At 57.0% G+C, this 24,609-nt stretch carries 22 protein-coding genes; 5 read left to right on the forward strand and 17 right to left on the reverse strand.

The window, feature by feature from the left end; translation table 11 throughout:
• Window positions 1-96: 96 nt before the first annotated feature.
• Window positions 97-519, forward strand: coding sequence for a DoxX family protein (locus IM273_RS04930; RefSeq protein ID WP_028014082.1), 423 nt, complete (start codon window positions 97-99; stop codon window positions 517-519).
• 55 nt (window positions 520-574) lie between these two features.
• Here IM273_RS04930 and glyA read toward each other — a convergent pair whose 3' ends face one another.
• Complete coding sequence (gene glyA, locus IM273_RS04935) at window positions 575-1,828, reverse strand: serine hydroxymethyltransferase (RefSeq protein WP_025757663.1); 1,254 nt, start codon at window positions 1,826-1,828, stop codon at window positions 575-577.
• A 303-nt stretch (window positions 1,829-2,131) separates the two neighbouring features.
• Between glyA and hmpA the strand changes: the two genes are divergently transcribed.
• Entirely contained in the window at window positions 2,132-3,322 is a 1,191-nt protein-coding gene (gene hmpA / locus IM273_RS04940; protein WP_193051255.1) for an NO-inducible flavohemoprotein, read from the forward strand.
• Window positions 3,323-3,373: 51 nt separating this feature from the next.
• On the opposite strand, the gene glnB is transcribed toward hmpA, so the two are convergent.
• The 5 genes from glnB to purL all read right to left on the reverse strand — a co-directional run bounded on the left by glnB (window position 3,374) and on the right by purL (window position 11,689).
• Window positions 3,374-3,712 (reverse strand): nitrogen regulatory protein P-II, encoded by a 339-nt coding sequence (gene glnB / locus IM273_RS04945; protein ID WP_003860685.1) that lies wholly within the window; start codon window positions 3,710-3,712, stop codon window positions 3,374-3,376.
• A 65-nt stretch (window positions 3,713-3,777) separates the two neighbouring features.
• Window positions 3,778-5,115: a two-component system response regulator GlrR gene (gene glrR / locus IM273_RS04950; protein WP_028014084.1), complete on the reverse strand. Its 1,338-nt coding sequence runs from the start codon at window positions 5,113-5,115 to the stop codon at window positions 3,778-3,780.
• Window positions 5,102-5,839 (reverse strand): two-component system QseEF-associated lipoprotein QseG, encoded by a 738-nt coding sequence (qseG, locus tag IM273_RS04955; protein WP_028014085.1) that lies wholly within the window; start codon window positions 5,837-5,839, stop codon window positions 5,102-5,104. Before qseG ends, glrR begins: the two co-directional genes overlap by 14 nt.
• 4 nt (window positions 5,840-5,843) lie before the next feature.
• On the reverse strand, window positions 5,844-7,268 hold the full coding sequence (gene qseE, locus IM273_RS04960; RefSeq protein WP_126345887.1) for a two component system sensor histidine kinase QseE/GlrK: 1,425 nt from the start codon (window positions 7,266-7,268) through the stop codon (window positions 5,844-5,846).
• A gap of 533 nt (window positions 7,269-7,801) precedes the next feature.
• Window positions 7,802-11,689, reverse strand: a complete 3,888-nt coding sequence (purL, locus tag IM273_RS04965; protein WP_193051257.1) for a phosphoribosylformylglycinamidine synthase — start codon at window positions 11,687-11,689, stop codon at window positions 7,802-7,804.
• Between the two features lie 267 nt (window positions 11,690-11,956).
• Here purL and mltF point away from each other — a divergent pair, with 267 nt between their 5' ends.
• A complete protein-coding gene (gene mltF / locus IM273_RS04970) occupies window positions 11,957-13,507 on the forward strand; it encodes a membrane-bound lytic murein transglycosylase MltF (RefSeq protein ID WP_028014088.1) in 1,551 nt (516 codons plus the stop codon).
• Here the strand turns inward: mltF and tadA are convergent.
• From tadA to murQ, 4 genes are read right to left on the reverse strand one after another with little or no spacing between them, the layout of a single operon-like run.
• Window positions 13,395-13,934 carry a tRNA adenosine(34) deaminase TadA gene (gene tadA, locus IM273_RS04975; RefSeq protein ID WP_048338854.1) on the reverse strand — a complete coding sequence of 180 codons (540 nt, stop codon included), beginning with the start codon at window positions 13,932-13,934 and terminating at the stop codon, window positions 13,395-13,397. The genes mltF and tadA overlap by 113 nt on opposite strands.
• Window positions 13,935-13,958: 24 nt before the next feature.
• Window positions 13,959-14,594 carry a phosphatidylglycerophosphatase C gene (gene yfhb / locus IM273_RS04980; protein ID WP_028014089.1) on the reverse strand — a complete coding sequence of 212 codons (636 nt, stop codon included), beginning with the start codon at window positions 14,592-14,594 and terminating at the stop codon, window positions 13,959-13,961.
• Between the two features lie 3 nt (window positions 14,595-14,597).
• The gene (locus IM273_RS04985; protein WP_041908677.1) at window positions 14,598-15,959 is read right to left on the reverse strand and encodes a PTS transporter subunit EIIC; all 1,362 of its coding nucleotides are present in this window, start codon (window positions 15,957-15,959) and stop codon (window positions 14,598-14,600) included.
• An 11-nt stretch (window positions 15,960-15,970) separates the two neighbouring features.
• Complete coding sequence (gene murQ, locus IM273_RS04990) at window positions 15,971-16,864, reverse strand: N-acetylmuramic acid 6-phosphate etherase (RefSeq protein WP_047364180.1); 894 nt, start codon at window positions 16,862-16,864, stop codon at window positions 15,971-15,973.
• A gap of 118 nt (window positions 16,865-16,982) precedes the next feature.
• Here murQ and IM273_RS04995 point away from each other — a divergent pair, with 118 nt between their 5' ends.
• Window positions 16,983-17,831: a MurR/RpiR family transcriptional regulator gene (locus IM273_RS04995; protein WP_028014092.1), complete on the forward strand. Its 849-nt coding sequence runs from the start codon at window positions 16,983-16,985 to the stop codon at window positions 17,829-17,831.
• Between the two features lie 46 nt (window positions 17,832-17,877).
• Window positions 17,878-18,138 carry a YfhL family 4Fe-4S dicluster ferredoxin gene (locus tag IM273_RS05000; protein WP_028014093.1) on the forward strand — a complete coding sequence of 87 codons (261 nt, stop codon included), beginning with the start codon at window positions 17,878-17,880 and terminating at the stop codon, window positions 18,136-18,138.
• Here the strand turns inward: IM273_RS05000 and acpS are convergent.
• The 7 genes from acpS to lepA all read right to left on the reverse strand — a co-directional run bounded on the left by acpS (window position 18,135) and on the right by lepA (window position 24,601).
• The gene (gene acpS, locus IM273_RS05005; RefSeq protein WP_023294331.1) at window positions 18,135-18,515 is read right to left on the reverse strand and encodes a holo-ACP synthase; all 381 of its coding nucleotides are present in this window, start codon (window positions 18,513-18,515) and stop codon (window positions 18,135-18,137) included. The genes IM273_RS05000 and acpS overlap by 4 nt on opposite strands.
• Window positions 18,515-19,246, reverse strand: coding sequence for a pyridoxine 5'-phosphate synthase (gene pdxJ, locus IM273_RS05010; protein ID WP_045260169.1), 732 nt, complete (start codon window positions 19,244-19,246; stop codon window positions 18,515-18,517). Before pdxJ ends, acpS begins: the two co-directional genes overlap by 1 nt.
• A 33-nt stretch (window positions 19,247-19,279) precedes the next feature.
• Complete coding sequence (recO, locus tag IM273_RS05015) at window positions 19,280-19,987, reverse strand: DNA repair protein RecO (RefSeq protein ID WP_028014096.1); 708 nt, start codon at window positions 19,985-19,987, stop codon at window positions 19,280-19,282.
• An 18-nt stretch (window positions 19,988-20,005) separates the two neighbouring features.
• Window positions 20,006-20,911, reverse strand: a complete 906-nt coding sequence (era, locus tag IM273_RS05020; RefSeq protein ID WP_028014097.1) for a GTPase Era — start codon at window positions 20,909-20,911, stop codon at window positions 20,006-20,008.
• Window positions 20,908-21,588 carry a ribonuclease III gene (gene rnc / locus IM273_RS05025; RefSeq protein ID WP_003860711.1) on the reverse strand — a complete coding sequence of 227 codons (681 nt, stop codon included), beginning with the start codon at window positions 21,586-21,588 and terminating at the stop codon, window positions 20,908-20,910. The genes era and rnc overlap by 4 nt, the downstream gene beginning before the upstream one ends.
• Window positions 21,589-21,810: 222 nt before the next feature.
• Window positions 21,811-22,785 carry a signal peptidase I gene (gene lepB, locus IM273_RS05030; protein ID WP_047364182.1) on the reverse strand — a complete coding sequence of 325 codons (975 nt, stop codon included), beginning with the start codon at window positions 22,783-22,785 and terminating at the stop codon, window positions 21,811-21,813.
• A gap of 16 nt (window positions 22,786-22,801) precedes the next feature.
• A complete protein-coding gene (gene lepA / locus IM273_RS05035; RefSeq protein ID WP_028014099.1) occupies window positions 22,802-24,601 on the reverse strand; it encodes a translation elongation factor 4 in 1,800 nt (599 codons plus the stop codon).
• Window positions 24,602-24,609 lie beyond the last annotated feature (8 nt).

Consider the following 24,609-nt stretch of genomic DNA (forward strand, 5'->3'; position numbering starts at 1 on the left):
ACGATAAATTAACGTCCTGGACAGCCGGTCGGCGTATGGCGTGAGCGGCAAAATTGTATTACGTTTAAAAGACATCGCCTGAAGAGGTCGTTTGCCATGAACAGCTTACGTTATTTCGATTTCGGCTCCTCACGCTCCTTCCTGCTATTGATTGCCCGTATTGCCATCGTTGTCCTGTTTATTATTTTTGGCTATCCCAAGCTGACGGGGTTTAGCGGCACCGTTCAGTATATGACGTCGCTCGGTGCCCCCATGCCGATGCTGGCGGCCATTATCGCCGTAGTAATGGAGGTTCCCGCCGCTATCCTGATCGTGCTCGGCTTTTTCACCCGCCCCCTCGCGGTGCTCTTTGTCTTCTATACGCTGGGCACGGCGATTATCGGTCACCACTACTGGGATATGACCGGAGATGCGGTTGTGCCGAATATGATTAATTTCTACAAGAACGTCAGTATTGCTGGCGCGTTTATTTTGCTGGCGATTGTGGGACCGGGGGCCATTTCCCTGGACCGGCGTTAAGCCATAAAAAAAGGCCGCAAGCGCGGCCTTTTTTTATTTCTGCAAAGCAGAGGAATTATGCGTATACCGGGAAGCGTGCGCAGATATCCAGAACTTTACCTTTGACGCGCTCGATAACCGCTTCGTCATTGATGTTGTCCAGAACGTCACACATCCAGCCAGCCAGCTCTTTCACTTCCGCTTCTTTAAAGCCGCGACGCGTCACGGCCGGAGAACCGATACGGATACCGGAGGTCACGAACGGGCTCTTCGGATCGTTTGGCACGCTGTTTTTGTTCACGGTGATGTTGGCGCGGCCCAGGGCAGCGTCAGCTTCTTTACCGGTCAGGTTCTTATCAACCAGGTCCAGCAGGAACAGGTGGTTTTCAGTCCCGCCGGATACTACTTTGTAGCCACGGTTCAGGAACACTTCCACCATCGCTTTGGCGTTCTTAGCAACCTGCTGCTGATACACCTTGAACTCTGGCTCCATCGCTTCTTTCAGCGCGACCGCTTTTGCGGCGATAACGTGCATCAGCGGGCCGCCCTGCGCGCTTGGGAACACGGCAGAGTTCAGTTTTTTGTACAGCTCTTCGTCACCGCCTTTCGCCAGGATCAGGCCACCGCGTGGACCCGCCAGGGTTTTGTGAGTAGTGGTGGTCACAACGTGAGCGTGAGGAACCGGGTTCGGGTAAACGCCTGCGGCAATAAGGCCCGCAACGTGCGCCATGTCAACGAACAGGTACGCGCCGATGCTGTCTGCGATTTCACGCATTTTTGCCCAGTCAACGATACCGGAGTAAGCAGAGAAGCCACCGATGATCATCTTCGGCTTGTGCTCTTTGGCCTGCTTCGCCATGTCTTCGTAGTCAATTTTACCGGACTCATCAATACCGTAAGGAATGATGTTGTACAGTTTGCCGGAGAAGTTAACCGGGGAGCCGTGAGTCAGGTGGCCGCCCTGCGCCAGGTTCATACCCAGAACGGTATCGCCCGGCTGCAGCAGCGCGGTGTAAACAGCGAAGTTAGCCTGAGAGCCGGAGTGCGGCTGAACGTTCGCGTAGTCAGCGCCGAAGAGTGCTTTCGCACGGTCGATAGCCAGCTGCTCAACGATATCAACGTATTCGCAACCGCCATAGTAGCGCTTGCCCGGGTAACCTTCAGCGTATTTGTTGGTCAGCTGAGAGCCCTGCGCCTGCATCACGCGCGGGCTGGTGTAGTTTTCGGAGGCGATCAGTTCGATGTGCTCTTCCTGACGTACTTTTTCCTGCTCCATAGCCTGCCACAGTTCGGCATCATAATCGGCAATGTTCATTTCACGCTTTAACATCCGCATCTCCTGACTCAGCTAACAAGTAAATTTTGACCTGAAAAGGCAGTCCTGTTGGACGACGGGCAACAGTATAACTGAATAGTTCTGTGATAACAGGTCTTGACAAACGATTTTACGCAAACGTTTTCCTTCACGCCACGCAAGGGTTTGAGGAATAAAGATCTCACTATTTCCAGCGGATTTCTTTTCAGGTTTGTGATGCGTATTTTTCATCTTGCAAAGAACCATTTACAAAGCATGGGTATTTTTTATAAGATGCATTTAAAATACATCATTAGGTAATATCAGAAGGAAGCTGCCATGCTCGACGCTCAAACCATCGCTACCGTTAAAGCCACCATTCCTCTGCTGGTGGAAACCGGTCCTAAACTTACCGCCCATTTCTACGATCGCATGTTCACGCACAATCCGGAGCTCAAAGAGATTTTCAATATGAGCAACCAGCGTAACGGCGATCAGCGTGAAGCGCTTTTCAACGCCATCGCGGCCTACGCCAGTAATATCGAAAACCTGGCGGCGTTGCTGCCTGCGGTGGAAAAAATCGCGCAGAAGCACACCAGCTTCCAGATCCAACCCGAGCAGTACAACATCGTCGGCACTCACCTGCTGGCAACGCTGGACGAAATGTTCAGCCCGGGCCAGGAGGTGCTGGACGCCTGGGGTAAAGCCTACGGCGTGCTGGCAAACGTGTTTATCAACCGTGAAGCGCAGATCTACAGCGAAAACGCCAGCAAGAACGGCGGCTGGGAAGGAACGCGCGCCTTCCGTATCGTCGAGAAAACGCCGCGCAGCGCGCTTATCACCAGTTTTGAATTTGAGCCGGTTGACGGCCAGCCGGTGGCCGATTACCAGCCGGGCCAGTATCTGGGCGTATGGCTGAAGCCTGAAGGCTTCCCGCACCAGGAGATCCGCCAGTACTCTCTGACCCGCAAACCAAACGGCAAAGGCTACCGCATTGCGGTGAAGCGCGAGGACGGCGGTCAGGTATCCAACTGGCTGCATAACGAAGCGAGCGTGGGCGACGTGGTCCATCTGGCCGCGCCGGCGGGCGACTTCTTTATGGCCATTGAAACCAATACCCCGGTCACGCTGATCTCCGCGGGCGTGGGCCAAACGCCAATGCTGGCGATGCTGGATACGCTGGCGAAAGCAAACCACAGCGCGCAGATTAACTGGTTCCACGCAGCGGAGAACGGCGACGTGCACGCCTTTGCGGATGAAGTGAAAGCGCTGGGAGCGACCCTGCCGCGTTTCACCGCGCATACCTGGTATCGCCTGCCGACGGAGGCAGACCGCACTGCCGCACGCTTTGACAGCGAAGGACTGATGAATTTAAGCCAGATGGAAGGGACGTTTAGCGCGCCGGAAATGCAGTTCTACGTCTGTGGACCCGTGGCGTTTATGCAGTATGCCGCGAAGCAGCTGGTTGAGCTGGGCGTGAATAAAGACAACATTCATTACGAATGTTTCGGGCCGCATAAGGTGCTGTAACGCAAAAAGCCCCTCGTTCGAGGGGCTTTTTTTGCGCCGGGTGGCGAATGGTTAAATCGCGGCGTCGTCTTCTTCGCCGGTACGGATACGGATCACGCGCGCCACGTCAAAGACGAAGATTTTACCGTCGCCAATTTTGCCCGTCTGCGCCGTGCGGATAATGGTATCCACGCAGGTATCGACGATATCGTCGCTGACCACGATTTCAATTTTCACTTTCGGCAGAAAGTCGACCATGTACTCTGCGCCACGATAGAGCTCGGTGTGGCCTTTCTGACGACCAAAACCTTTCACTTCCGTCACGGTCATTCCGGTGATGCCTACTTCCGCCAGCGCTTCACGTACATCATCCAGTTTGAAAGGTTTAATAATCGCATCAATCTTTTTCATGGTGGGTCCTTAAACTCTTGCCTGTAAGCTGCCTCGTAATCGATTGCTCACAGTACCATACGGCATTACTCTTTAAAATCGTTTGCTTCCAGCTCGTGGCGTGAGAGCAGCTTATAGAACTCGGTGCGGTTGCGTCCGGCCATCCGCGCCGCGTGGGTCACGTTGCCTTTGGTTATCTGCAGCAGCTTGCGCAGATAGTTCAGCTCGAACTGGTTACGCGCTTCCGCAAACGTCGGCAAGGCCGTGTTCTCTCCTTCCAGCGCCTGTTCCACCAGCGCGTCGCTGATAACGGGCGAGGACGTTAGCGCCACGCACTGCTCAATCACGTTCACCAGCTGGCGCACGTTACCCGGCCAGCTGGCGGCCATCAGCCGTTTCATCGCATCAGTCGAAAAGGCGCGCACGAACGGTTTATGCCGATCGGCCGCCTGGCGCAGGAGGTGATTCGCCAGCAGCGGAATATCTTCCGCACGCTCCGCCAGCGCCGGGATCTTCAGGTTCACCACGTTCAGACGGTAGTAGAGATCTTCACGGAACTCGTTGCGGGCCATCACTTTGGGCAAGTCGCGGTGGGTAGCGGAAATGATTCGCACGTTAATATCAATATCGCGGTTGCTGCCCAACGGGCGCACTTTGCGCTCCTGAAGTACGCGCAACAGTTTGACCTGCAGCGGCGCAGGCATGTCGCCAATCTCGTCGAGGAACAGCGTGCCGCCTTCCGCGGCCTGGAACAGCCCTTCCCGGCTGCTTACCGCGCCGGTAAATGCGCCGCGGGCATGGCCAAAAAGTTCAGACTCAAGAAGCTGCTCTGGCAGGGCACCGCAGTTAATGGCGATAAAGGCATTTTTACTGCGCGGGCTGGCGTTGTGGATCGCCTGCGCCAGGATCTCTTTCCCGGTTCCGCTCTGGCCGTTAATCAACACGCTGACGTCTGACTGTGCGACCATTCGCGCCTGCTCAAGCAGACGCAGCATTATCGGGCTGCGGGTGACGATAGATTCACGCCATGCGTCGTCTCCGGAGGGCGCGGCGTGCTCCAGCGCGCTGTCGATAGCTTTGTAGAGCGCGTCTTTATCTACCGGCTTGGTGAGGAAGCTGAACACGCCCTGCTGGGTTGCGGCGACGGCATCCGGGATTGACCCGTGCGCCGTCAGGATAATGACCGGCATGCCAGGCTGCTGCTTCTGGATTTCGGCGAACAGCTGCATGCCATCCATTTCGTCCATCCGCAGGTCGCTGATCACAAGGTCAATCTTTTCGCGGCTGAGGACTTTAAGCCCCTCCTGCCCGCTTTCCGCGGTCACCACGGTGTAGCCTTCACTCACCAGACGCATCCCCAGCAGCTTTAACAGGCCTGGATCGTCATCCACCAGTAAAAGATGGGCTGGTTTACGGCTCGTCATGCTTCACATCCTCTTGTTTCGGCATATCGCTGTCCGGTGCAGCAGATGAACTACCAGGCTGATATTTACGCGACGAGAGCTGTCTTTCGATATCGGTCAGGTTTTCCAGCTTTCGCGTCGTGGTATCCAGCTGAGTACGTAAATGCTGTTGCTGTTGGCGCAGCGTATCCAGCTCGCTGTCGGTTGACTGCTGTAGCTTGCTGTAGCGGGAGCGCTCTTCAGACAGCTGCAGCTGTAACGTCTGCCCATCCCGCCAGAGCTGGTATACCGGGCGCACCTGTGCGGGAAGATTGATCACAAACGTGTCCAGACGGGTCACGTTGGCCCGACGTTCAACGGGGGTAATTTTCGCATCGGCCAGTAAAATCCCACGCTTGAAAGCGTCCTGCCAGGTGTCTTCATCCAGCATCGCCGCCTTCATGCGGGCGTCTACCGGCGCAAGCCGCTGGGCGCAATCTATTCCGCGCAGCCAGAACAGCGGATTATTTTCGACATCATGCCCTGACAGATTCCAGATATCCTCACAGCGGGTAGAGAGGAAATCCGCCAGCTGGTTATCGGGCCATTTGTCTTCCTGTTTACCGCTTATCGCACTTTGCGGCGCATGGGAAACGCACCCCGCCAGAACTAAACAGGGCAGACTCAGGCGACCCGCTTTGCTGGAAAACACCGCGCGTATGGCGCGGAAAAAGACGTGTGACATACTCACCAGATATAGATTCATTTTATTAATTTTTCCGGCTCAGGGGCAGTTCAATACGGAAGCAAACATCTGAACGTTCGTCCGTGGCAATGTTTAGTTCACCCTGCATGCGTCGTATGCAGTCCCGGGCAATGCTTAATCCCAGACCGCTTCCTTTTACCGCGCCTTTCCGCTGATGACTCCCCTGGAAAAAGGGTTCGAAGATCATGGTTTTTTCGTCATCGGGGATCGGGGTGCCGGTGTTTGCGACGTCAATAAACACCCGGGAGCCCTTCGTATAACTTCGGATATAAATGTTACCGGATTCAGTACCATAGTGCACCGCATTGGAGTAAAGATTATCCAGAACGCTCATTAATAGCATGGGTTCAGCCAGGCAGGTCAGCGCATTCAGCTCCACCCCGGTATGCATCATTTTAGCTCTTGCCGGCAAGCTATGGGCGGAGATCACCATATCCACCAGTGGCTCAATCTCCACCTCTTCCAGTACCACCGTCCCGTCAGCCAGCTTGCGGTTATAATCCAGAAGCTGCTCGATCAGCTTTTGCAGGTTGCGGCTGCTGGCGTCCAGAATTTCGACAATCTCTTTCTGCTCCGGCGTAAGCGGCCCTGCCACCTCGTCCGCCAGCAGCTCCGTTCCTTCACGCATGCTGGCCAGCGGGGTTTTCAGCTCATGGGAAATATGGCGCAGGAACTGATGACGCTGGGATTCCAGCCACGCCAGGCGCTCGGATAGCCAGATAATGCGCTGACCGACGGATCGCAGCTCGCGCGGGCCTTTAAAGGCAACCGTATCCCCGAGCGATTTCCCCTCCCCCAGGCGGTTGATCATACGCTGAATACCCTTCACCGGGCCGATGATCATGCGGGTAAAGAGCAGCACCAGCCCGAGGCTAACCAGGAACAGCACCAGCGCCTGCCAGCCGAAGAACTGGCCGCGCTCGGCAATCTCCTGCTGCAGCTGCTGGCCGCGAGAGAAAATGACCGTGCGCGTTGACTGCACCATTTCGGTATTGGCGGCGGCGAATGCCTCAAGGCGCGCGGCGGCAGCCGCATCCGGGCCGCTGTTCTGGCACTGCAGCTGCGCGAGATCGTTCAGATCCTGACGTAACGCCTGATACAGCCTGTCGTCCGGCAGCACGCCCGCGTGGGCATCCAGCATTTCGCTGTAGCGCTTGCGCTGGCTCTGGTACACCTTCTCCAGCGTCCGATCGTCGAGCACGCAGTACTGACGATAGCTACGCTCCATCTCCAGCGCGGCGTTGGTCATCGCTTCACTGCGTCTGGCATCGATAAGCGTGGTGCGGTTCGTCAGCGCCGCCTGGGCACTCAGCGCGTTGAGGCTCTGCCATGCCTGCCAGGCGAGGATCAGCAGCGGCAGAAGGATCAGCAGAAAGGCCATCATCACGAGCTGTCGCAGGGAGCGGGGAAAAACGGGCCAGCGTTTCAACGCATTACTCTCTTCATGGGGGTTTACGGAGAGCGTAACTGAGTCTGCCCTTCAGATACAACAAAGCCGGGTAAAAACCCGGCTTTGTTATGGAATAAGGCGGTGCCTAACTCGACGTTTCGCCCTGGCCTGATAAAGCATCGCTATGATCAGTAGTTGGACGGCAGGCACCTTTTTGTGCGTCATTCGAAGTTTATGTAGCACGTCCCGAAGGGGCTGACATAAGAAGGTGAATGAGCCACTGGTTAATATTATGCAACACCCATGCCAGAATGCAAAACAAAATATTAACACATTGAAATATATATCTTTTATTCGTTTGATCTATTTGTTGTGCGCTGAATGATTTTCAGGCTAAGTGTCGCTATTAAGCAACACCTTAACGGGAACCTGTCCTGCCATATATAAATCAATGAGTTAAGTGTCTCCATTTGGAGACACCCCTATACCATCTTTGTCGCAATTTTGCGACACGCATAAAAAAACCCGGTGGCGCTACGCTCACCGGGCCTACAAAGTACCTGCTTTACATCTTAACCCAGCTGTTTACGCGCGTTGCGGAAGATACGCATCCACGGGCTGTCCTCGCCCCAGTTTTCCGGGTGCCAGGAGTTGCTGACGGTACGGAACACGCGTTCAGGGTGCGGCATCATGATGGTCGCGCGACCGCTTTCGCTGGTCACCGCCGTAATACCATTGACGGAGCCGTTCGGGTTCGCCGGATAGGTTTCCGTGACCTTGCCGAAGTTATCGACAAAGCGCAGCGCCACCAGGCCTTTGCTCTCGAGCTGCGCCAGATGGGCCGCATCGCGCACTTCTACCTGACCTTCGCCGTGGGAAACGGCGATTGGCATCTGAGAGCCAACCATCCCCTGCAGCAGCAGAGACGGGCTCTGAGTCACTTCAACCAGACTGAAGCGCGCTTCGAAGCGGTCGGACTGGTTGCGCACAAAGCGTGGCCAGGCTTCGCTGCCCGGGATCAGCTCGCGCAGGTTAGACATCATCTGGCAGCCGTTGCACACGCCCAGCGCCAGGGTTTGCGGACGATGGAAGAAGGTCTCGAACTCGTCGCGCACGCGGCTGTTAAACAGAATGGACTTCGCCCAGCCTTCGCCTGCGCCCAGCACGTCGCCGTAGGAGAAACCGCCGCACGCCACCAGCGCATGGAAATCTTCCAGACCGGTACGCCCGGCCAGCAGGTCGGTCATATGGACGTCGATAGCGTCAAAGCCCGCGCGGTGGAAGGCCGCAGCCATCTCAACGTGGGAGTTAACGCCCTGCTCGCGCAGCACGGCCACTTTCGGACGCGCGCCGGTCGCAATGTACGGCGCAGCGATGTCTTCGTTGATATCGAAGGAGAGCTTCACGTTCAGGCCAGGATCCTGGTCATTCGCTTTCGCGTTATGCTCCTGATCGGCGCATTCCGGGTTATCGCGCAGACGCTGCATCTGCCAGGTGGTTTCTGCCCACCACATGCGCAGCGTGGTGCGGCTTTCGCTGAACACGGCGTGACCGTCGGCCTCAATGACGAAGCGGTCGCCCTGAACGGCTTTCCCCAGATAGTGGACGCAGTCTGCCAGACCGTGCTTCGCCAGAATCGCTTCCACCGCCTCGCGGTCTGCGGCGCGAACCTGAATCACTGCACCCAGCTCTTCGTTAAACAGCGCCGCCAGGCGGTCTTCGCCAAGCGTTGCAATGTTCGCTTCCACGCCGCAGTGGCCGGTGAAGGCCATCTCTGCCAGGGTCACCAGCAGGCCGCCGTCGGAACGGTCGTGGTAGGCCAGCAGCTTGCGCTGTGCCACCAGCGCCTGAATTGCGTCGTAGAAACCTTTTAGCTGCGCCACGTCGCGCACGTCGGCTGGCTTGTCGCCAAGTTGACGGTAAACCTGCGCCAGTGCGGTGGCGCCCAGCGCGTTGTGGCCCTTACCCAGGTCAATCAACAGCAGGGCGTTATCTTCGGTCGCCAGCTGCGGCGTAACGGTATGGCGCACGTCTTCCACGCGGGCAAACGCGGTGATCACCAGCGACAGCGGAGACGTCATCTCGCGCTGCTCGTTACCCTCCTGCCAGCGGGTTTTCATCGACATGGAGTCTTTACCCACCGGAATGGTCAGGCCGAGGGCTGGACACAGCTCCTCACCCACCGCTTTCACGGCTTCATACAGGCCGGCGTCTTCCCCCGGGTGACCGGCTGCCGCCATCCAGTTCGCGGAAAGTTTGATACGTTTGATGTCGCCAATCTGCGTCGCCGCGATGTTGGTCAGCGCTTCACCAACCGCCAGTCGTGCAGAGGCGGCGAAGTCCAGCAGCGCGACCGGGGTGCGTTCACCCAGCGCCATCGCTTCGCCGTAGTAGCTGTCGAGGCTCGCAGTGGTCACGGCGCAGTTCGCCACCGGGATCTGCCACGGGCCAACCATCTGATCGCGGGATACCATACCGGTAACAGTACGGTCGCCAATGGTGACCAGGAAGGTTTTCTCTGCCACCGCCGGCAGGTGCAGCACGCGATTAACGGCTTCTGCCACGGTGATGCCCTGGCGATCCAGCGCTTTGCCCGCTGCTTTACGGGTTGTTACGTCGCGGGTCATCTTCGGCGTTTTACCGAGCAGCACGTCCAGCGGCAGATCGATAGGCTGGTTGTCGAAATGGGTGTCGCTCAGAGTCAGGTGCTGCTCTTCGGTCGCTTCACCGATGACGGCATACGGCGCGCGCTCGCGGCGGCACAGCTCGTCAAACAGCGGCAGCTGGTCGGCCGCAACCGCCAGCACATAGCGCTCCTGGGATTCGTTACACCAGATTTCCAGCGGGCTCATGCCCGGCTCATCGCTCAGGATATCGCGCAGGTTGAAACGGCCACCGCGACCGCCGTCGCTCACCAGCTCCGGCATAGCGTTGGACAGACCGCCCGCGCCCACGTCGTGGATGAACAGAATCGGGTTAGCATCGCCCAACTGCCAGCAGCGGTCGATCACTTCCTGGCAGCGACGCTCCATCTCAGGGTTGTCACGCTGCACGGAGGCAAAATCGAGATCCGCATCAGACTGGCCGGAGGCCATAGAGGAGGCCGCGCCGCCGCCCAGACCGATGTTCATCGCCGGGCCGCCCAGCACGATCAGCTTCGCGCCGACGACGATCTCGCCTTTCTGCACGTGATCGGCACGGATGTTGCCGATCCCGCCCGCCAGCATGATCGGTTTGTGGTAGCCGCGCAGCTCTTCGCCGTTGTGGCTGTCCACCTTCTCTTCGTAGGTACGGAAGTAACCGTTAAGCGCCGGACGACCAAATTCGTTGTTAAACGCCGCGCCGCCCAGCGGACCTTCGGTCATGATATCCAGCGCGGTCACGATGCGCTCTGGCTTGCCGAAATCTTCTTCCCACGGCTGTTCAAAGCCAGGGATGCGCAGGTTAGAGACGGAGAAACCGACCAGACCCGCTTTTGGTTTCGCCCCACGACCGGTCGCCCCTTCGTCACGGATTTCGCCGCCGGAGCCGGTCGCCGCACCCGGCCACGGAGAAATGGCCGTCGGGTGGTTGTGGGTTTCCACTTTCATCAGAATATGCGCAGGCTCCTGATGGAAGTCATAGCGCCCTGCTTCGCGATCGGCGAAGAAGCGGCCCACCTCGGAACCTTCCATCACCGCGGCGTTGTCTTTATAGGCAGACAGCACGTGGTCAGGGGTTTGTTCCATGGTGTTTTTGATCATTTTGAACAGCGACTTCGGCTGCTGTTCGCCGTCGATGATCCAGTCGGCGTTGAAAATCTTATGGCGGCAGTGCTCAGAGTTGGCCTGCGCGAACATGTAGAGTTCGATGTCGTTCGGGTTGCGGTTGAGCTTAACGAACGCGTCCTGCAGGTAGTCAATTTCGTCTTCTGCCAGCGCCAGGCCGAGACGCAGGTTGGCGTCAATCAGCGCCTGACGGCCCTGCCCCAGCAGGTCCACGCTCTGTACCGGTGCAGGCTGATGATGGGAGAAAAGCTTCTGTGCGTCATCAAGAGAGGCAAACACGCTCTCCATCATGCGGTCGTGCAATTCAGCCGCAACCGCCTGCCACTGCGCGTCGCTCAGGGTAGAGGCTTCGACGTAGTACGCTACGCCGCGCTCCAGACGGTTAATCTGGCTCAGGCCGCAGTTGTGGGCAATGTCGGTGGCTTTGGAAGACCAGGGGGAGATGGTGCCCGGACGCGGCGTCGCAAGGATCAGTTTGCCGGTTGGCGTATGGCTGCTCAGATTTGGGCCATACTTGAGCAGGCGTTCCAGCTGTACGCGCTCCTCTGCATTCAGGGGGGCATTCAGGTCAGCAAAATGGACATACTCAGCGTAAATATTGCTTACCGGAAGGTCGGCCGCCTGAAAACGTGCCAGCAGTTTGGTAATACGGAAGGCAGACAGTGCAGGCGAACCACGCAGAATTTCCATCATAAGTCTCTCGTCTTCGAAGCGCCGGGGCGCTTACAGTGTGCGCAAGGGGGGAAAACGGGCGTCATTATAGAGAATCCTGAGCGCCGACGAAACCGTTTGCGTCGAAATAAAATCGACTTCAGCGTTTAACAATAGATGTGACCTGTCTCTCTAATTGGTTGCCAAGTGGCGCAAGTTTACGCAAAATGCCGCTCATTCAATGACGAACCTTATGATTAACATGGCTACAGCAGACTGAGGCAACCGGCGTCGCAGAGAATTAACTAATTGAAAAAATTAAAGATTAATTATCTGCTCATCGGCATTGTAACGTTGCTGCTGGCAGTGGCCCTCTGGCCTTCCATCCCCTGGTTCGGCAAAGCCGAAAATCGTATCGCCGCCATTCAGGAGCGGGGGGAACTGCGCGTCAGTACCCTCAACTCTCCGCTGATTTACAGCGACATCAACGGCAAAATTATTGGTCTGGATTATGAGCTGGCGCAGCAGTTTGCCGATTATCTGGGCGTGAAGCTTAAAATTACCGTCCGCCAGAACATCAACCAGCTGTTTGACGACCTGGACAACAACAACGCCGATATCCTCGCTGCCGGGCTGGTCTATAACAGCGAGCGCAGCAAGAACTACCAGCCGGGCCCGACCTACTACTCCGTTTCCCAGCAGCTGGTTTATCGCGTCGGGAGCCTGCGCCCGCGTACGCTTGCCTCGATCAACGCGCAACAGCTGACGATTGCTCCCGGCCACGTAGTGATTGACGACTTGCGTGAGTTAAAGGAGAAAAAATACCCGGATCTGAGCTGGACGGTTGACCCTAAACTCGGCACGACGGAGCTGCTGGAGCAGGTCAAAGATCAGAAACTGCCCTACACCATCGCCGATTCGGTGGCGATCAGCCTGTTCCAGCGGGTGCATCCTGAAATCGCCGTGGCGCTGGACGTGACGGACGAACAGCCGGTGACCTGGTTTACCCATCTGGACGATGACCAGACCCTCTCGGCGGCCATGCTGGATTTTTATAACACCATCAATGAAGACGGCACGCTGGCGCGACTTGAGGAGAAGTACCTCGGCCACGGGGATGACTTTGACTACGTTGACACCCGCAGCTTCCTGCGCGCGGTTGACAGCGTCCTGCCTGACCTGCAGCCGCTTTTCGAAAAATATGCCCAGGAGATTGACTGGAAACTGCTGGCGGCTATCTCGTACCAGGAGTCCCACTGGGACACCCAGGCCACGTCGCCAACGGGCGTACGCGGACTGATGATGTTAACCAAAAATACCGCGCTGAGCCTGGGCGTTAACGACCGTACCGATGCGGAACAGAGCATCAGCGGCGGGGCGCGCTACCTGCAGGATATGATGGCTAAAGTCCCGGAAACCGTGCCGGAAGAGGAACGGATCTGGTTTGCGCTGGCGGCCTACAACATGGGCTACGCGCACATGCTTGACGCGCGGGCTCTGACGGCGAAAACGAAGGGAAACCCGGACAGCTGGTCAGACGTAAAACAGCGCCTGCCGCTGCTGAGCCAGAAGCCATGGTACAACAAGCTGACGTATGGCTACGCGCGCGGACATGAAGCCTACGCCTACGTGGAAAATATACGTAAGTATCAGATTAGCCTGGTCGGCTATCTGCTGGAGAAAGAGAAAGAGGCAACAGAGGCAAAACAGCTGGCGGAAAGTTATCCGGTTGTGGCGCCGGACGAGCTTAATCATCCGACAACTTCAATTCTGCCTTTTGTTGCTTTTTCTGCTGACGGCGCATTCGAAAGAAATCGCTTAATAGCCCCGAACACTCTGGTGCAAGTACCCCACCGATAGTCTGCACCTGATGATTCATTCCTGGATGACCCAGCACGTCCATTAGTGAACCGGCCGCACCGGTTTTTTCATCTCGCGCTCCAAACACCAGGGTACCGATTCGGCTGTGCACCATCGCCCCGGAGCACATCACGCAGGGTTCAAGAGTGACGTACAGGGTGGTATCAAGCAGACGATAGTTTTGCAGCACCAGCCCGCCCTGACGAAGCGCCATAATTTCGGCGTGCGCGGTAGGATCGTGGCGGCCAATAGGACGGTTCCACCCTTCCCCAATCACCCGGTTGTTATGAACCAGCACCGCGCCCACGGGCACTTCGCCCTCGTCCCAGGCCCGTTGAGCCAGCGCCAGCGCGTGGCGCATCCAGTATTCATGATTGTGTTCTGAGGTGGACAAGGGCTGATACTCCAGTCTAAAAGCGGGCGGCATTATACACAGCCCTTATAGATAAGACTATTCGAGTTGCTGAAGTTCACCGAGGGGAGTAACGCGCCAGCGGTGCTGGCAAAAATAGAGCAGCGGGTTGTCCTGCTTGCTGTCGCTGTAGCCGCTGTAAAGGCGCAGCGGCGTGCCGATGCGTTTTTCCAGCTGGACCACTTTTTCATGCCCCAGACAGCGCATCGTCAGGACCCAGCCGCCGTAGCCGCGGGAAATTTGCGTGGCGATAAGATTTACGCGCGGCAGCCAGGGGGTATCAAAGTAGACCTGCTCCACCAGCGTCTGCGGGGAGCCGGTAATCAGCCAGATATCGGCATCGTTGGCGTCAAGATAGCTGGTCAGGCGCGCCTGCACCACGGGAAACGCGGCAACGTGGCCGCGGAACCAGAGAGCGAACTCCTTTTCGAGCTGTTTGAGCCGCGCTTCGCTGTGGCCAAACGTACATCCCCACAGCAGCAGGCTCATCGGCCAGCGCGCCGCCCGGCCTTTTACCAGCAGCGCGATGCCAATGAGGGGTAAGAGCGGTAAGACGAGCAGCGCGTTCAGAGGCTGACGCCGCAGCAGGTAGCGCATAAACGTACCAAACATATCCTGCTGATGCAGCGTTCCATCCAGATCGAAAAAAACAACGCGACGCTCGTGATTGGCCAAACCTTACTCCTCTGGGTCGTTGAATCCTAACAGCCAGGTAAACAGGAACCCGGCGATCACCGCTACTAAATAGCCTAACAGATAGAGCATGACTTTTCCGGTCACGATGGTTAATGCCAGCGGTAAACCGGAGAGACCAAAGGTGATAACGGTGGCGACTTTCCAGTAGCTGATGAGTGCCCCGCCTACCGCGCCCCCCAGACAGGCCGCAAGGAACGGTTTACCCAGCGGCAGCGTGACGCCGAATATCAGCGGCTCGCCAATGCCGAGCAGCCCGACCGGCAGCGCCCCTTTAATCACTTTTTTCAGGCGCGCGTTACGGGTTTTCATCAGGACGGCAATCGCTGCCCCCACCTGCCCGACGCCCGCCATCGAGAGAATAGGCAGCAGCGCGTTATAACCGTGCGCCTGCACCAGCTCGACGTGAATCGGCACCAGCCCCTGATGCAGGCCGGTCAGCACCAGCGGCAGGAAGGTACCTGACAGCACCGCCCCCACCAGCAGGCCGCCGCGGTCGATAGCCAGAGACGCGCCGTGGGCGATGGCGTCAGAGATCCACCCGCCTAGTGGCTGAAGGACCACAATCGCAACGCTACCGGTAATTAACGTGGTCAGCAGCGGGTTAAGGATCAGCTCAATCGAGCCAGGCAGAACCGCGCGTAGCTTTTTCTCGATCCAGCACATAAGAATAACCACCAGCAGCACGGCAATCACCCCGCCGCGACCAGGCTGGAGCGCCTCGCCAAACAGCGTGATTTGCGCCAGCTGCGGGCTGGACAAGATCCCTGCCATTACGCCGCCCATGGCCAGCGAGCCGCCAAACACCTTCGCGGTATTGACCCCGACCAGAATGTTCATAATGGCAAACACCGCGCTGCCGAAGATCCCGAGAATGCCCAGCAGGTTCGGATACTGCGTGGCAAAATCCCCGACGATATCTGGCCGCTTGAGGATGTTGATGATCCCGGTGATCAAGCCGGAAGCTATAAACGCCGGGATCAGCGGGATAAAGACGTTTGCCAGCTGTCGCAGCGCGTCGCTCATAGGAGCTTTGTATTTTGCCTTCGCCTGCGCTTTGGTGCGTTCAGCGTCGTCAACCGTCACGCTTGCACCGCCGACCATCAGCGCGCGCATGGCATCGACAACCTGCGCCGCCTTGCCCGGCCCGACGATCAGCTGGTGTTGCTGCCCCTGTTTCACGTAGCCACTGACGCCGGACAGCTTCTTCAGACCCGGCACGTCAAGCTGATCGTCGTTATGCACCTCGACGCGCACGCGCGTCATGCAGTTTTCCAGACGCTGAATATTTTTCTCCCCGCCTATCCCCTGCAGGATATCGCTGGCGAGCGCTGCTGTTTTGTCCATAAACGCCTCTGCTAGTTTTCTAAAGCCGCCCGTAAGAAGCCGTTGTGCGCGTCGAGTTTGGCTCGCGCAGCCGCCGCGTCCAGCCCGCTTAAGATCATCAAAATGGCTGGTTTTACGTCGTGATCGGTCTGCCTGAGCACCGCTTCTGCCTCTTCACGGCCCGCGCCTGTCGCCTCCATCACCATGCGGCAGGCTCTGTCCACCAGCTTGACGTTGGTGGCCTGCATATCGACCATCAGGTTCTGGTAGACCTTGCCGAACTTCACCATCGCACCGGTGGAGATCATATTGAGCACCAGCTTTTGCGCGGTCCCGGATTTCAGGCGCGTGGAGCCGGTGAGCGCTTCCGGCCCAACGACCGGAGAGATGGCGATAGCGGCCACCTGCGCAATCGGCGAGCCGGGGTTGCAGGAGATGGCGACCGTCGTGCAGCCGGTCCGGTTGGCGTATTCCAGGCCGCCAATGACGTACGGCGTGCGCCCGGATGCCGCCAGGCCAACCACCAGATCGTTCGCCGTCAGGTTCAGATCCTTCAGGTCATCCTCACCCAGCTGTTTGTTGTCCTCCGCCCCTTCAACGGCCTTCAGCAGCGCGCCGGGACCACCTGCAATCAGGCCAACCACCAGGCCGTGCGGAACGCCAAAGGTGGGCGGACATTCCGAGGCATCCAGCACCCCGAGACGCCCGCTGGTACCGGCCCCCATATAGATAATGCGACCACCGGCCTTAAGAGCTTCCGCCGCCGCATCGACCGCTTTCGCCACCTCTGGCAATGTCTCTTTCACTGCCTGCGCGACCAGCGTATCCTGTTGATTAAAGCGGTTAACCAGCTCCAGGGTAGAGAGCGCATCCAGATCCATGGTTTGCGGGTTACGCGTTTCAGAAACAAGTGAGCCAAGATTCATTTTTTGTACCTCAAGAATTTTTAATTCATAATAATCACACTATAATGGAATATAAAATTCATTCAGGCGAGCAGAATTCGTTTTTGCGCAGACAATCACATTTCCGCCGGGAGTACTCATGAACTGTTTAATTCGCATTCGCCAGCGCTACGCCGGCTTTGCTCAAAGCGACAAAAAGCTGGCGGACTTTCTGCTTTCTCAGCCCGATCGCGCCCGCCACCTCAGCTCACAGCAGCTGGCAAGCGAAGCTGGAGTGAGCCAGTCAAGCGTGGTGAAATTTGCCCAGAAGATCGGGTTTAAGGGTTTTCCCGCTCTTAAGCTGGCAATCAGCGAAGCGCTGGTGAGTAACCCGAATCCGCAGTCCATGCCGGTGCATAACCAGATCCGCGGCGATGACCCGATGCGTCTGGTTGGGGAAAAGCTGATCAAGGAGAACGTGGCGGCCATGCACGCCACGCTGGACGTGAATACCGAAGAGAAATTACTGGAAAGCGTGGCGATGCTGCGGGCGGCGCGGCGAATTATTTTAACCGGTATTGGCGCGTCCGGTCTGGTGGCGCGTAATTTTGGCTGGAAGCTGACTAAAATCGGTTTTAACGCCATCGTCGAGCAGGATATGCACGCCCTGCTGGCGACCGTGCAGGCGATGGATCCTGACGATCTGCTGCTGGCGATCTCCTACTCCGGCGAGCGCCGCGAGATCAACATGGCGACCGACGAAGCCCTGCGCGTCGGCGGCAAAATTCTGGCGATCACCGGCTTTACGCCAAATGCGCTGCAGCAGCGGGCAACGCGCTGTTTGTATACCATTGCCGAAGAGCAGGCCACGCGCAGCGCGGCAATTTCGTCCACCAGCGCACAAATGATGCTGACGGATCTGCTGTTTATGGCGCTGGTACAGCAGGATCTGGAGCGCGCGCCTGAGCGCATTCGTCACAGCGAAGAACTGGTAAAGAAACTGGTTTGACGCGTATAATGCCCGCCCAGTTTGTGTTGTTTCTGAGAATTTCCTGATGGCGCTGTTAATTACCAAAAAATGCATCAATTGCGATATGTGCGAGCCCGAATGCCCGAACCAGGCGATTTCGATGGGCGACAGCATTTACGAGATTAACAGCGACCGCTGCACGGAATGCGTCGGCCACTATGAGACGCCGACCTGCCAGAAGGTGTGCCCGATCCCCAACACTATTCTGAAGGATCCGACACACGTCGAGAGCGAAGAGCAGCTGTGGGATAAATTTGTCCTGATGCACCACGCGGACAAAATTTAGCTTTCGATAATCACCGTCGCGCTGGCATAGTGGCGTTCATCTGCGATCGTCACGTGCATATGATTCACCCCCAGCTTCTCCGCCAGCTTTTGCGCTTCACCCCACAGACGCAGGCTCGGTTTGCCCAGCTCATCATTAAAAACTTCGAACTGGTTAAATGCCAGGCCGTTACGAATGCCGGTCCCGAAGGCTTTGGCTGCCGCCTCTTTTACCGCAAAGCGCTTTGCCAGAAAACGCACCGGCTGCTGGTGCGCTTCCCAGATGGCCCATTCGTTATCGCTCAGCACGCGCCTTGCCAGGCGATCGCCGCTCCGGGCAATCACCGCTTCAATGCGAGCTATTTCGACGATATCGGTGCCTAAGCCCAGAATGGCCATTACTGACGCGCTTCCAGCATCAGGCGTTTCATCTCTGAAACCGCTTCTTTCAGGCCGCTCATCACCGCGCGGCCAATAATGGCGTGGCCGATGTTCAGCTCATGCATTTCCGGCAGAGCAGCAATGGCCTTCACGTTGTGGTAGGTCAGGCCGTGACCGGCATTAACCTTCAGTCCCAGGCTCGCGGCGTAGGTGGCTGCTTTGGCGATACGCTCCAGCTCTTTGACCTGCTCGGCATCGTTTTTAGCATCGGCATAGCAGCCGGTGTGAATTTCGATATACGGCGCGCCCACGTCGGCTGCCGCTTTAATCTGCGCGAAATCGGCGTCGATAAACAGAGAAACCAGGATACCGGCATCCGCCAGGCGCTTGCAGGCATCGCGCATTTTGTCCTGCTGCCCCGCCACGTCCAGCCCGCCTTCGGTGGTCACTTCCTGACGTTTTTCCGGCACCAGGCAGCAGAAGTGCGGTTTGGTCTCGCAGGCAATGGTCAGCATCTCTTCGGTGACCGCCATCTCCAGATTCATACGGGTGTCCAGCGTCTGACGAAGAATGCGCACGTCGCGGTCGGTAATGTGGCGGCGGTCTTCACGCAGGTGAACGGTAATGCCGTCGGCACCAGCCTGTTCAGCGATAAACGCCGCCTGAACCGGATCGGGATACGCCGTGCCGCGCGCGTTACGCAGGGTGGCGATGTGGTCGATGTTGACGCCTAACAGTAATTCAGCCATGACAATCCTCGGTTTTCTTTCTGATGCTGTGGTCTAACGTTTGGGCATAAACTGCCTGAATAATTCGCGGCTCTTTAAGGGCTTGCCGCCAAGATACGGCTTGAGGGCAATCCGGGTAAAGCGTTTTGCTGCGCGCAGGGTGTCGGCGTCCGGAAACTCGCGTTCATAAAGTGCTCTGAGCTGGCGTCCGGTAAAAGTACTGTTATCAACGACGACGCTGGCAATAAAGCCTTTTTCTTCGCGGTAGCGGTAGGTCATGGTGTCTTCCACCTCATCACCGCTGCCTGCGCAGTGCAGAAAATCCACGCCGTACCCGAGGTGGCCCAGCAGCGCCAGTTCGAAACGACGCAGGGCGGGTTCGGGCGTGCCGGTCGCACCCGCCAGTGCCTGGATACAGTGCAGATAATCGAAGAAAAGTTCCGAGAAGCGAGTCTCATGTTCAAGGACGCGGGAGATGAGCTCGTTGACATACAGACCGCTGTAGAGCGTGATGCCAGAAAGGGGAAGCGCCAGAGAGACGGCTTCAGCGCTGCGCAAGGTTTTGACTTCCCCTCGCCCGCCAAAGCGAACCAGCAGCGGCGTAAAAGGCTGTAGGGCACCCTTCAGATTAGAACGTTTGGAACGTGCGCCTTTCGCAACAAGGCGCACGCGGCCCGACTCTTCCGTGAAGACGTCCAGCATCAGGCTGGTTTCGCTCCAGGGACGACTATGGAGAACGAAGGCGCGCTGCCAACCTTCCATTATACTCGTCGTCTTGAGTTACTGATCTTCGCCGTAACCGAGGCTGCGCAGAGCACGCTCATCATCGGCCCAGCCAGATTTCACCTTCACCCACAGTTCCAGGTGAACCGGCGCTTCGAACATCTCCTGCATGTCTTTACGGGCTTCAATGCCGATGGTTTTGATCTTGGCGCCTTTGTTGCCGATCACCATCTTCTTCTGCCCTTCACGCTCGACGAGGATCAGGCCATTAATGTCGTAGCCACCGCGCTCGTTGCTCTGGAAACGCTCGATCTCCACCGTCACAGAGTACGGCAGCTCGGCGCCCAGGAAACGCATCAGCTTTTCACGGATGATTTCAGACGCCATAAAGCGCTGAGAGCGATCGGTGATGTAATCTTCCGGGAAGTGGTGAATCGCTTCCGGCAAGTGCTTACGTACGATGCCCGCGATGGTATCGACGTTCAGGCCGGTCTCAGCAGACAGCGGAACGATATCCAGGAAGTTCATCTGGCTGCCCAACCACTGCAGGTGCGGCAGCAGGTCAGCTTTTTCCTGCACGTTGTCAACTTTGTTGACCGCGAGGATCACCGGCGTTTTGCCGTCACGCAGCTTGTTCAGTACCATTTCGTCGTCCGGCGTCCAGCGGGTGCCTTCCACTACGAAAATCACCAGCTCTACGTCGCCGATGGAGCTGCTCGCCGCCTTGTTCATCAGACGGTTAATGGCACGCTTCTCTTCCATGTGCAGGCCAGGGGTATCGACGTAGATCGCCTGATACGCGCCTTCAGTATGGATGCCGACAATGCGGTGACGCGTGGTCTGCGCCTTACGCGAGGTGATGGAAATCTTCTGCCCAAGCAGATTATTCAGCAGGGTGGATTTGCCGACGTTCGGACGTCCGACGATGGCAATAAATCCGCAATAGGTTTTTTCTTCGCTCATTCCAGCTCCAGCATTTTTAACGCCTGTTCGGCGGCAGCCTGTTCAGCCTTACGGCGGCTTGAACCTGTGCCCACCACCGGTTCACTCAGGCCACTGACCTGGCAATGGATGGTAAATTCCTGATCGTGCGCTTCGCCACGAACCTGCACCACCAGATAGGATGGCAGCGGCAGATGACGGCCCTGCAAATATTCCTGCAGGCGCGTTTTCGGATCTTTTTGTTTATCGCCCGGGCTAATTTCGTCCAGACGGGTCTGATACCAGTTAAGGATCAGCTTTTCTACGGTCTGGATATCGCTGTCCAGGAACACGCCACCAATTAATGCTTCGACCGTATCGGCAAGAATAGATTCACGACGGAAGCCGCCGCTTTTCAGTTCACCCGGCCCAAGACGCAGACATTCGCCCAGTTCAAATTCGCGCGCGATTTCAGCGAGGGTGTTGCCGCGCACCAGCGTGGCGCGCATGCGGCTCATATCACCTTCGTCCACGCGCGGGAAACGATGATAAAGCGCATTCGCAATCACGAAACTTAAAATAGAGTCACCCAGAAACTCGAGACGCTCATTATGTTTGCTGCTGGCACTGCGATGGGTTAATGCCTGTTGCAACAACTCCTGATGATGAAAAGTGTAGCCCAGCTTCCGTTGAAGCCGATTAATTACGATGGGGTTCATGCGATACCAATAAATGAATGCGTCAAAAATGCAGCACACGAAACCGACCTGAGAAAACCAACGCGGTTTCGTGTGCCGTGGCACCCTTGCAGGGCCAACCTTAAACTTCGGGGGAATATTCTATACACAACGACAGGGGATGTCGTTAGTTCAAAGAGATTTATCGAGGAAATAATTCACGTAGCCGCGAAATAACGCGGCTACGTGTTCTTTTCATGAGAATTAATGGATTCCGCCAATACGATTCAGGCGCACTCCGGTCGGCCACTCGCCTTCCTGCTTCTCAAAACTCATCCAGATCGCGGTTGCTTTACCCACCAGATTCGCTTCCGGCACAAAGCCCCAGTAACGGCTGTCCGCGGAGTTATCGCGGTTATCGCCCATCATGAAGTAGTGTCCCGGCGGTACGATCCAGCTGGCCAGCTGCTGACCCGGCTGTTTGTAATACATCCCCACCTGGTCCTGCGCGATTGGCACGGTCAGAATGCGGTGAGTGACATCGCCCAGCGTCTCTTTGCGCTCAACCAGACGAATGCCGTTCTCTTTGGTTTCACCTTTTGGCACCTGGAAGAACCCGCTGGTCGCTTCACCGCCGTTACGACGGGCGAAAGTCTGCACGAAATCACTTGGCTCAACGTTTGAGTAGGTGATTGGCAGCGCGTTTTCACACGCGGTACCGGAGCTGCAGCCCGGCTGAACGGTGACTTCCTTCGCAACCGGATCGTAGGTCACTTTATCACCCGGCAGACCCACCGCGCGCTTAATGTAATCCAGACGCGGATCGTCCGGATATTTAAACACCACGATGTCGCCACGTTTCGGATGCCCCGTTTCGATCAGCGTTTTCTGGTAAATCGGATCTTTAATGCCGTAGGCAAACTTCTCAACCAGAATAAAATCACCGATCAGCAGCGTTGGCATCATTGATCCCGATGGGATCTGGAACGGCTCATAAATAAACGAACGTACCACCAGCACAATCGCCAGCACCGGGAACACCGACGCGCCCGTTTCCAGCCAGCCCGGTTTCGGGCCAACTTTCTTCAGGGTTTTCGCGTCAAGCGCATCGCCAGTCGCTGCCTGCGCGGCAGCCTGACGTTCACGGCGTTTTGGGGCGAAGATAAACTTATCCAGACACCACAGCAGGCCTGTCACCAGCGTAGCGATGACCAGGATCAGGGCAAACATGTTCGCCATGCCAACTCCTTAAAAGTTATTTGCCGTCTTTACCGACATGAAGAATGGCAAGGAATGCTTCCTGCGGCAGCTCAACGTTACCGACCTGCTTCATACGCTTCTTACCTTCTTTCTGCTTCTGCAGCAGCTTTTTCTTACGGCTGACGTCACCGCCATAGCACTTCGCCAGAACGTTTTTACGCAGCTGCTTCACGGTTGAGCGGGCAATGATGTGGTTACCGATGGCCGCCTGAATCGCAATGTCAAACTGCTGACGCGGGATCAGATCTTTCATCTTCTCAACCAGCTCGCGGCCACGGTACGGCGCATTGTCGTTGTGGGTGATGAGCGCCAGCGCATCCACACGCTCGCCGTTGATCAGCACGTCCACGCGCACCATGTTGGAGGCCTGGAAACGCTTGAAGTTGTAATCCAGTGACGCATAGCCACGGGAGGTAGACTTCAGACGGTCGAAGAAGTCGAGTACCACTTCCGCCATAGGGATTTCATAGGTCAGCGCCACCTGGTTACCGTGGTAAACCATGTTGGTCTGCACGCCACGCTTCTCAATACAGAGCGTAATAACGTTCCCCAGGAACTCCTGCGGCAGCAGCATGTGACATTCTGCAATAGGCTCGCGCAGCTCGTGAATGTTGTTCAGCGGCGGCAGCTTGGACGGGCTGTCGACGTAGATCACTTCTTTCGAGGTGGTTTCCACTTCGTAGACTACCGTTGGTGCGGTGGTAATCAGATCCAGATCGTATTCGCGCTCCAGACGTTCCTGAATGATCTCCATATGCAGCAGGCCGAGGAAGCCGCAGCGGAAGCCGAAGCCCAGCGCCGTTGAACTTTCTGGCTCATAGAACAGGGAGGCATCGTTCAGGCTCAGCTTGCCGAGCGCATCGCGGAAGTTTTCGTAGTCGTCAGAGCTGACCGGGAACAGACCCGCGTAAACCTGCGGTTTCACCTTTTTGAAGCCTGGCAGCGCTTTGTCTGCCGGGTTACGCGCGCCGGTCAGGGTATCACCTACTGGCGCGCCGAGGATGTCTTTAATCGCGCAGACCAGCCAGCCTACCTCGCCGCATTTCAGCTCGGTACGGTCAACCTGTTTTGGCGTGAAGATACCCAGACGGTCTGCGTTGTAGACCTGTCCGGTACTCATGACCTTGATTTTGTCGCCTTTACGCATGGTGCCGTTTTTGATACGCACCAGTGAGACCACGCCCAGGTAGTTATCGAACCATGAGTCGATGATCAGCGCCTGCAATGGACCATCCGGGTCGCCTTCCGGGGCCGGAATATCACGTACCAAGCGTTCCAGCACGTCGGTCACACCCACACCGGTTTTCGCGGAGCAGCGTACGGCGTCGGTCGCGTCAATGCCGACGATGTCTTCAATCTCTTCCGCCACGCGCTCAGGATCGGCGGCTGGCAGGTCGATTTTGTTCAGAACCGGCACAACCTCGAGATCCATTTCCATCGCGGTGTAGCAGTTCGCCAGGGTCTGGGCTTCAACGCCCTGCCCGGCATCGACCACCAGCAGCGCACCTTCACAGGCCGCCAGCGAGCGTGATACTTCATAGGAGAAGTCAACGTGGCCTGGGGTGTCGATAAAGTTCAGTTGATAGGTTTCGCCATCAGAAGCTTTATAGTCGAGCGTCACGCTCTGCGCTTTGATGGTGATACCGCGTTCGCGTTCCAGGTCCATGGAGTCCAGTACCTGGGCTGCCATTTCACGATCAGACAGGCCACCGCAAATCTGGATAATACGGTCAGACAGCGTCGACTTACCGTGGTCAATGTGAGCAATGATCGAAAAGTTACGTATGTTCTTCATATAGTTAA

This window comes from Enterobacter cloacae complex sp. P13B (assembly GCF_014895915.1).
Taxonomy (GTDB): domain Bacteria; phylum Pseudomonadota; class Gammaproteobacteria; order Enterobacterales; family Enterobacteriaceae; genus Enterobacter; species Enterobacter bugandensis.

Coding starts and splice junctions, on each gene's coding strand:
- lepA (WP_028014099.1), bottom strand. CDS start 24,601: ATGAAGAACATACGTAACTTTTCGATCATTGCTCACATTGACCACGGT.
- IM273_RS04995 (WP_028014092.1), top strand. CDS start 16,983: ATGAACTGTTTAATTCGCATTCGCCAGCGCTACGCCGGCTTTGCTCAA.
- hmpA (WP_193051255.1), top strand. CDS start 2,132: ATGCTCGACGCTCAAACCATCGCTACCGTTAAAGCCACCATTCCTCTG.
- purL (WP_193051257.1), bottom strand. CDS start 11,689: ATGATGGAAATTCTGCGTGGTTCGCCTGCACTGTCTGCCTTCCGTATT.
- tadA (WP_048338854.1), bottom strand. CDS start 13,934: ATGCCGCCCGCTTTTAGACTGGAGTATCAGCCCTTGTCCACCTCAGAA.
- IM273_RS05000 (WP_028014093.1), top strand. CDS start 17,878: ATGGCGCTGTTAATTACCAAAAAATGCATCAATTGCGATATGTGCGAG.
- murQ (WP_047364180.1), bottom strand. CDS start 16,864: ATGAATCTTGGCTCACTTGTTTCTGAAACGCGTAACCCGCAAACCATG.
- recO (WP_028014096.1), bottom strand. CDS start 19,987: ATGGAAGGTTGGCAGCGCGCCTTCGTTCTCCATAGTCGTCCCTGGAGC.
- era (WP_028014097.1), bottom strand. CDS start 20,911: ATGAGCGAAGAAAAAACCTATTGCGGATTTATTGCCATCGTCGGACGT.
- glrR (WP_028014084.1), bottom strand. CDS start 5,115: ATGACGAGCCGTAAACCAGCCCATCTTTTACTGGTGGATGACGATCCA.
- acpS (WP_023294331.1), bottom strand. CDS start 18,515: ATGGCCATTCTGGGCTTAGGCACCGATATCGTCGAAATAGCTCGCATT.
- qseG (WP_028014085.1), bottom strand. CDS start 5,839: ATGAATCTATATCTGGTGAGTATGTCACACGTCTTTTTCCGCGCCATA.
- lepB (WP_047364182.1), bottom strand. CDS start 22,785: ATGGCGAACATGTTTGCCCTGATCCTGGTCATCGCTACGCTGGTGACA.
- glnB (WP_003860685.1), bottom strand. CDS start 3,712: ATGAAAAAGATTGATGCGATTATTAAACCTTTCAAACTGGATGATGTA.
- glyA (WP_025757663.1), bottom strand. CDS start 1,828: ATGTTAAAGCGTGAAATGAACATTGCCGATTATGATGCCGAACTGTGG.
- IM273_RS04985 (WP_041908677.1), bottom strand. CDS start 15,959: ATGGACAAAACAGCAGCGCTCGCCAGCGATATCCTGCAGGGGATAGGC.
- rnc (WP_003860711.1), bottom strand. CDS start 21,588: ATGAACCCCATCGTAATTAATCGGCTTCAACGGAAGCTGGGCTACACT.
- IM273_RS04930 (WP_028014082.1), top strand. CDS start 97: ATGAACAGCTTACGTTATTTCGATTTCGGCTCCTCACGCTCCTTCCTG.
- pdxJ (WP_045260169.1), bottom strand. CDS start 19,246: ATGGCTGAATTACTGTTAGGCGTCAACATCGACCACATCGCCACCCTG.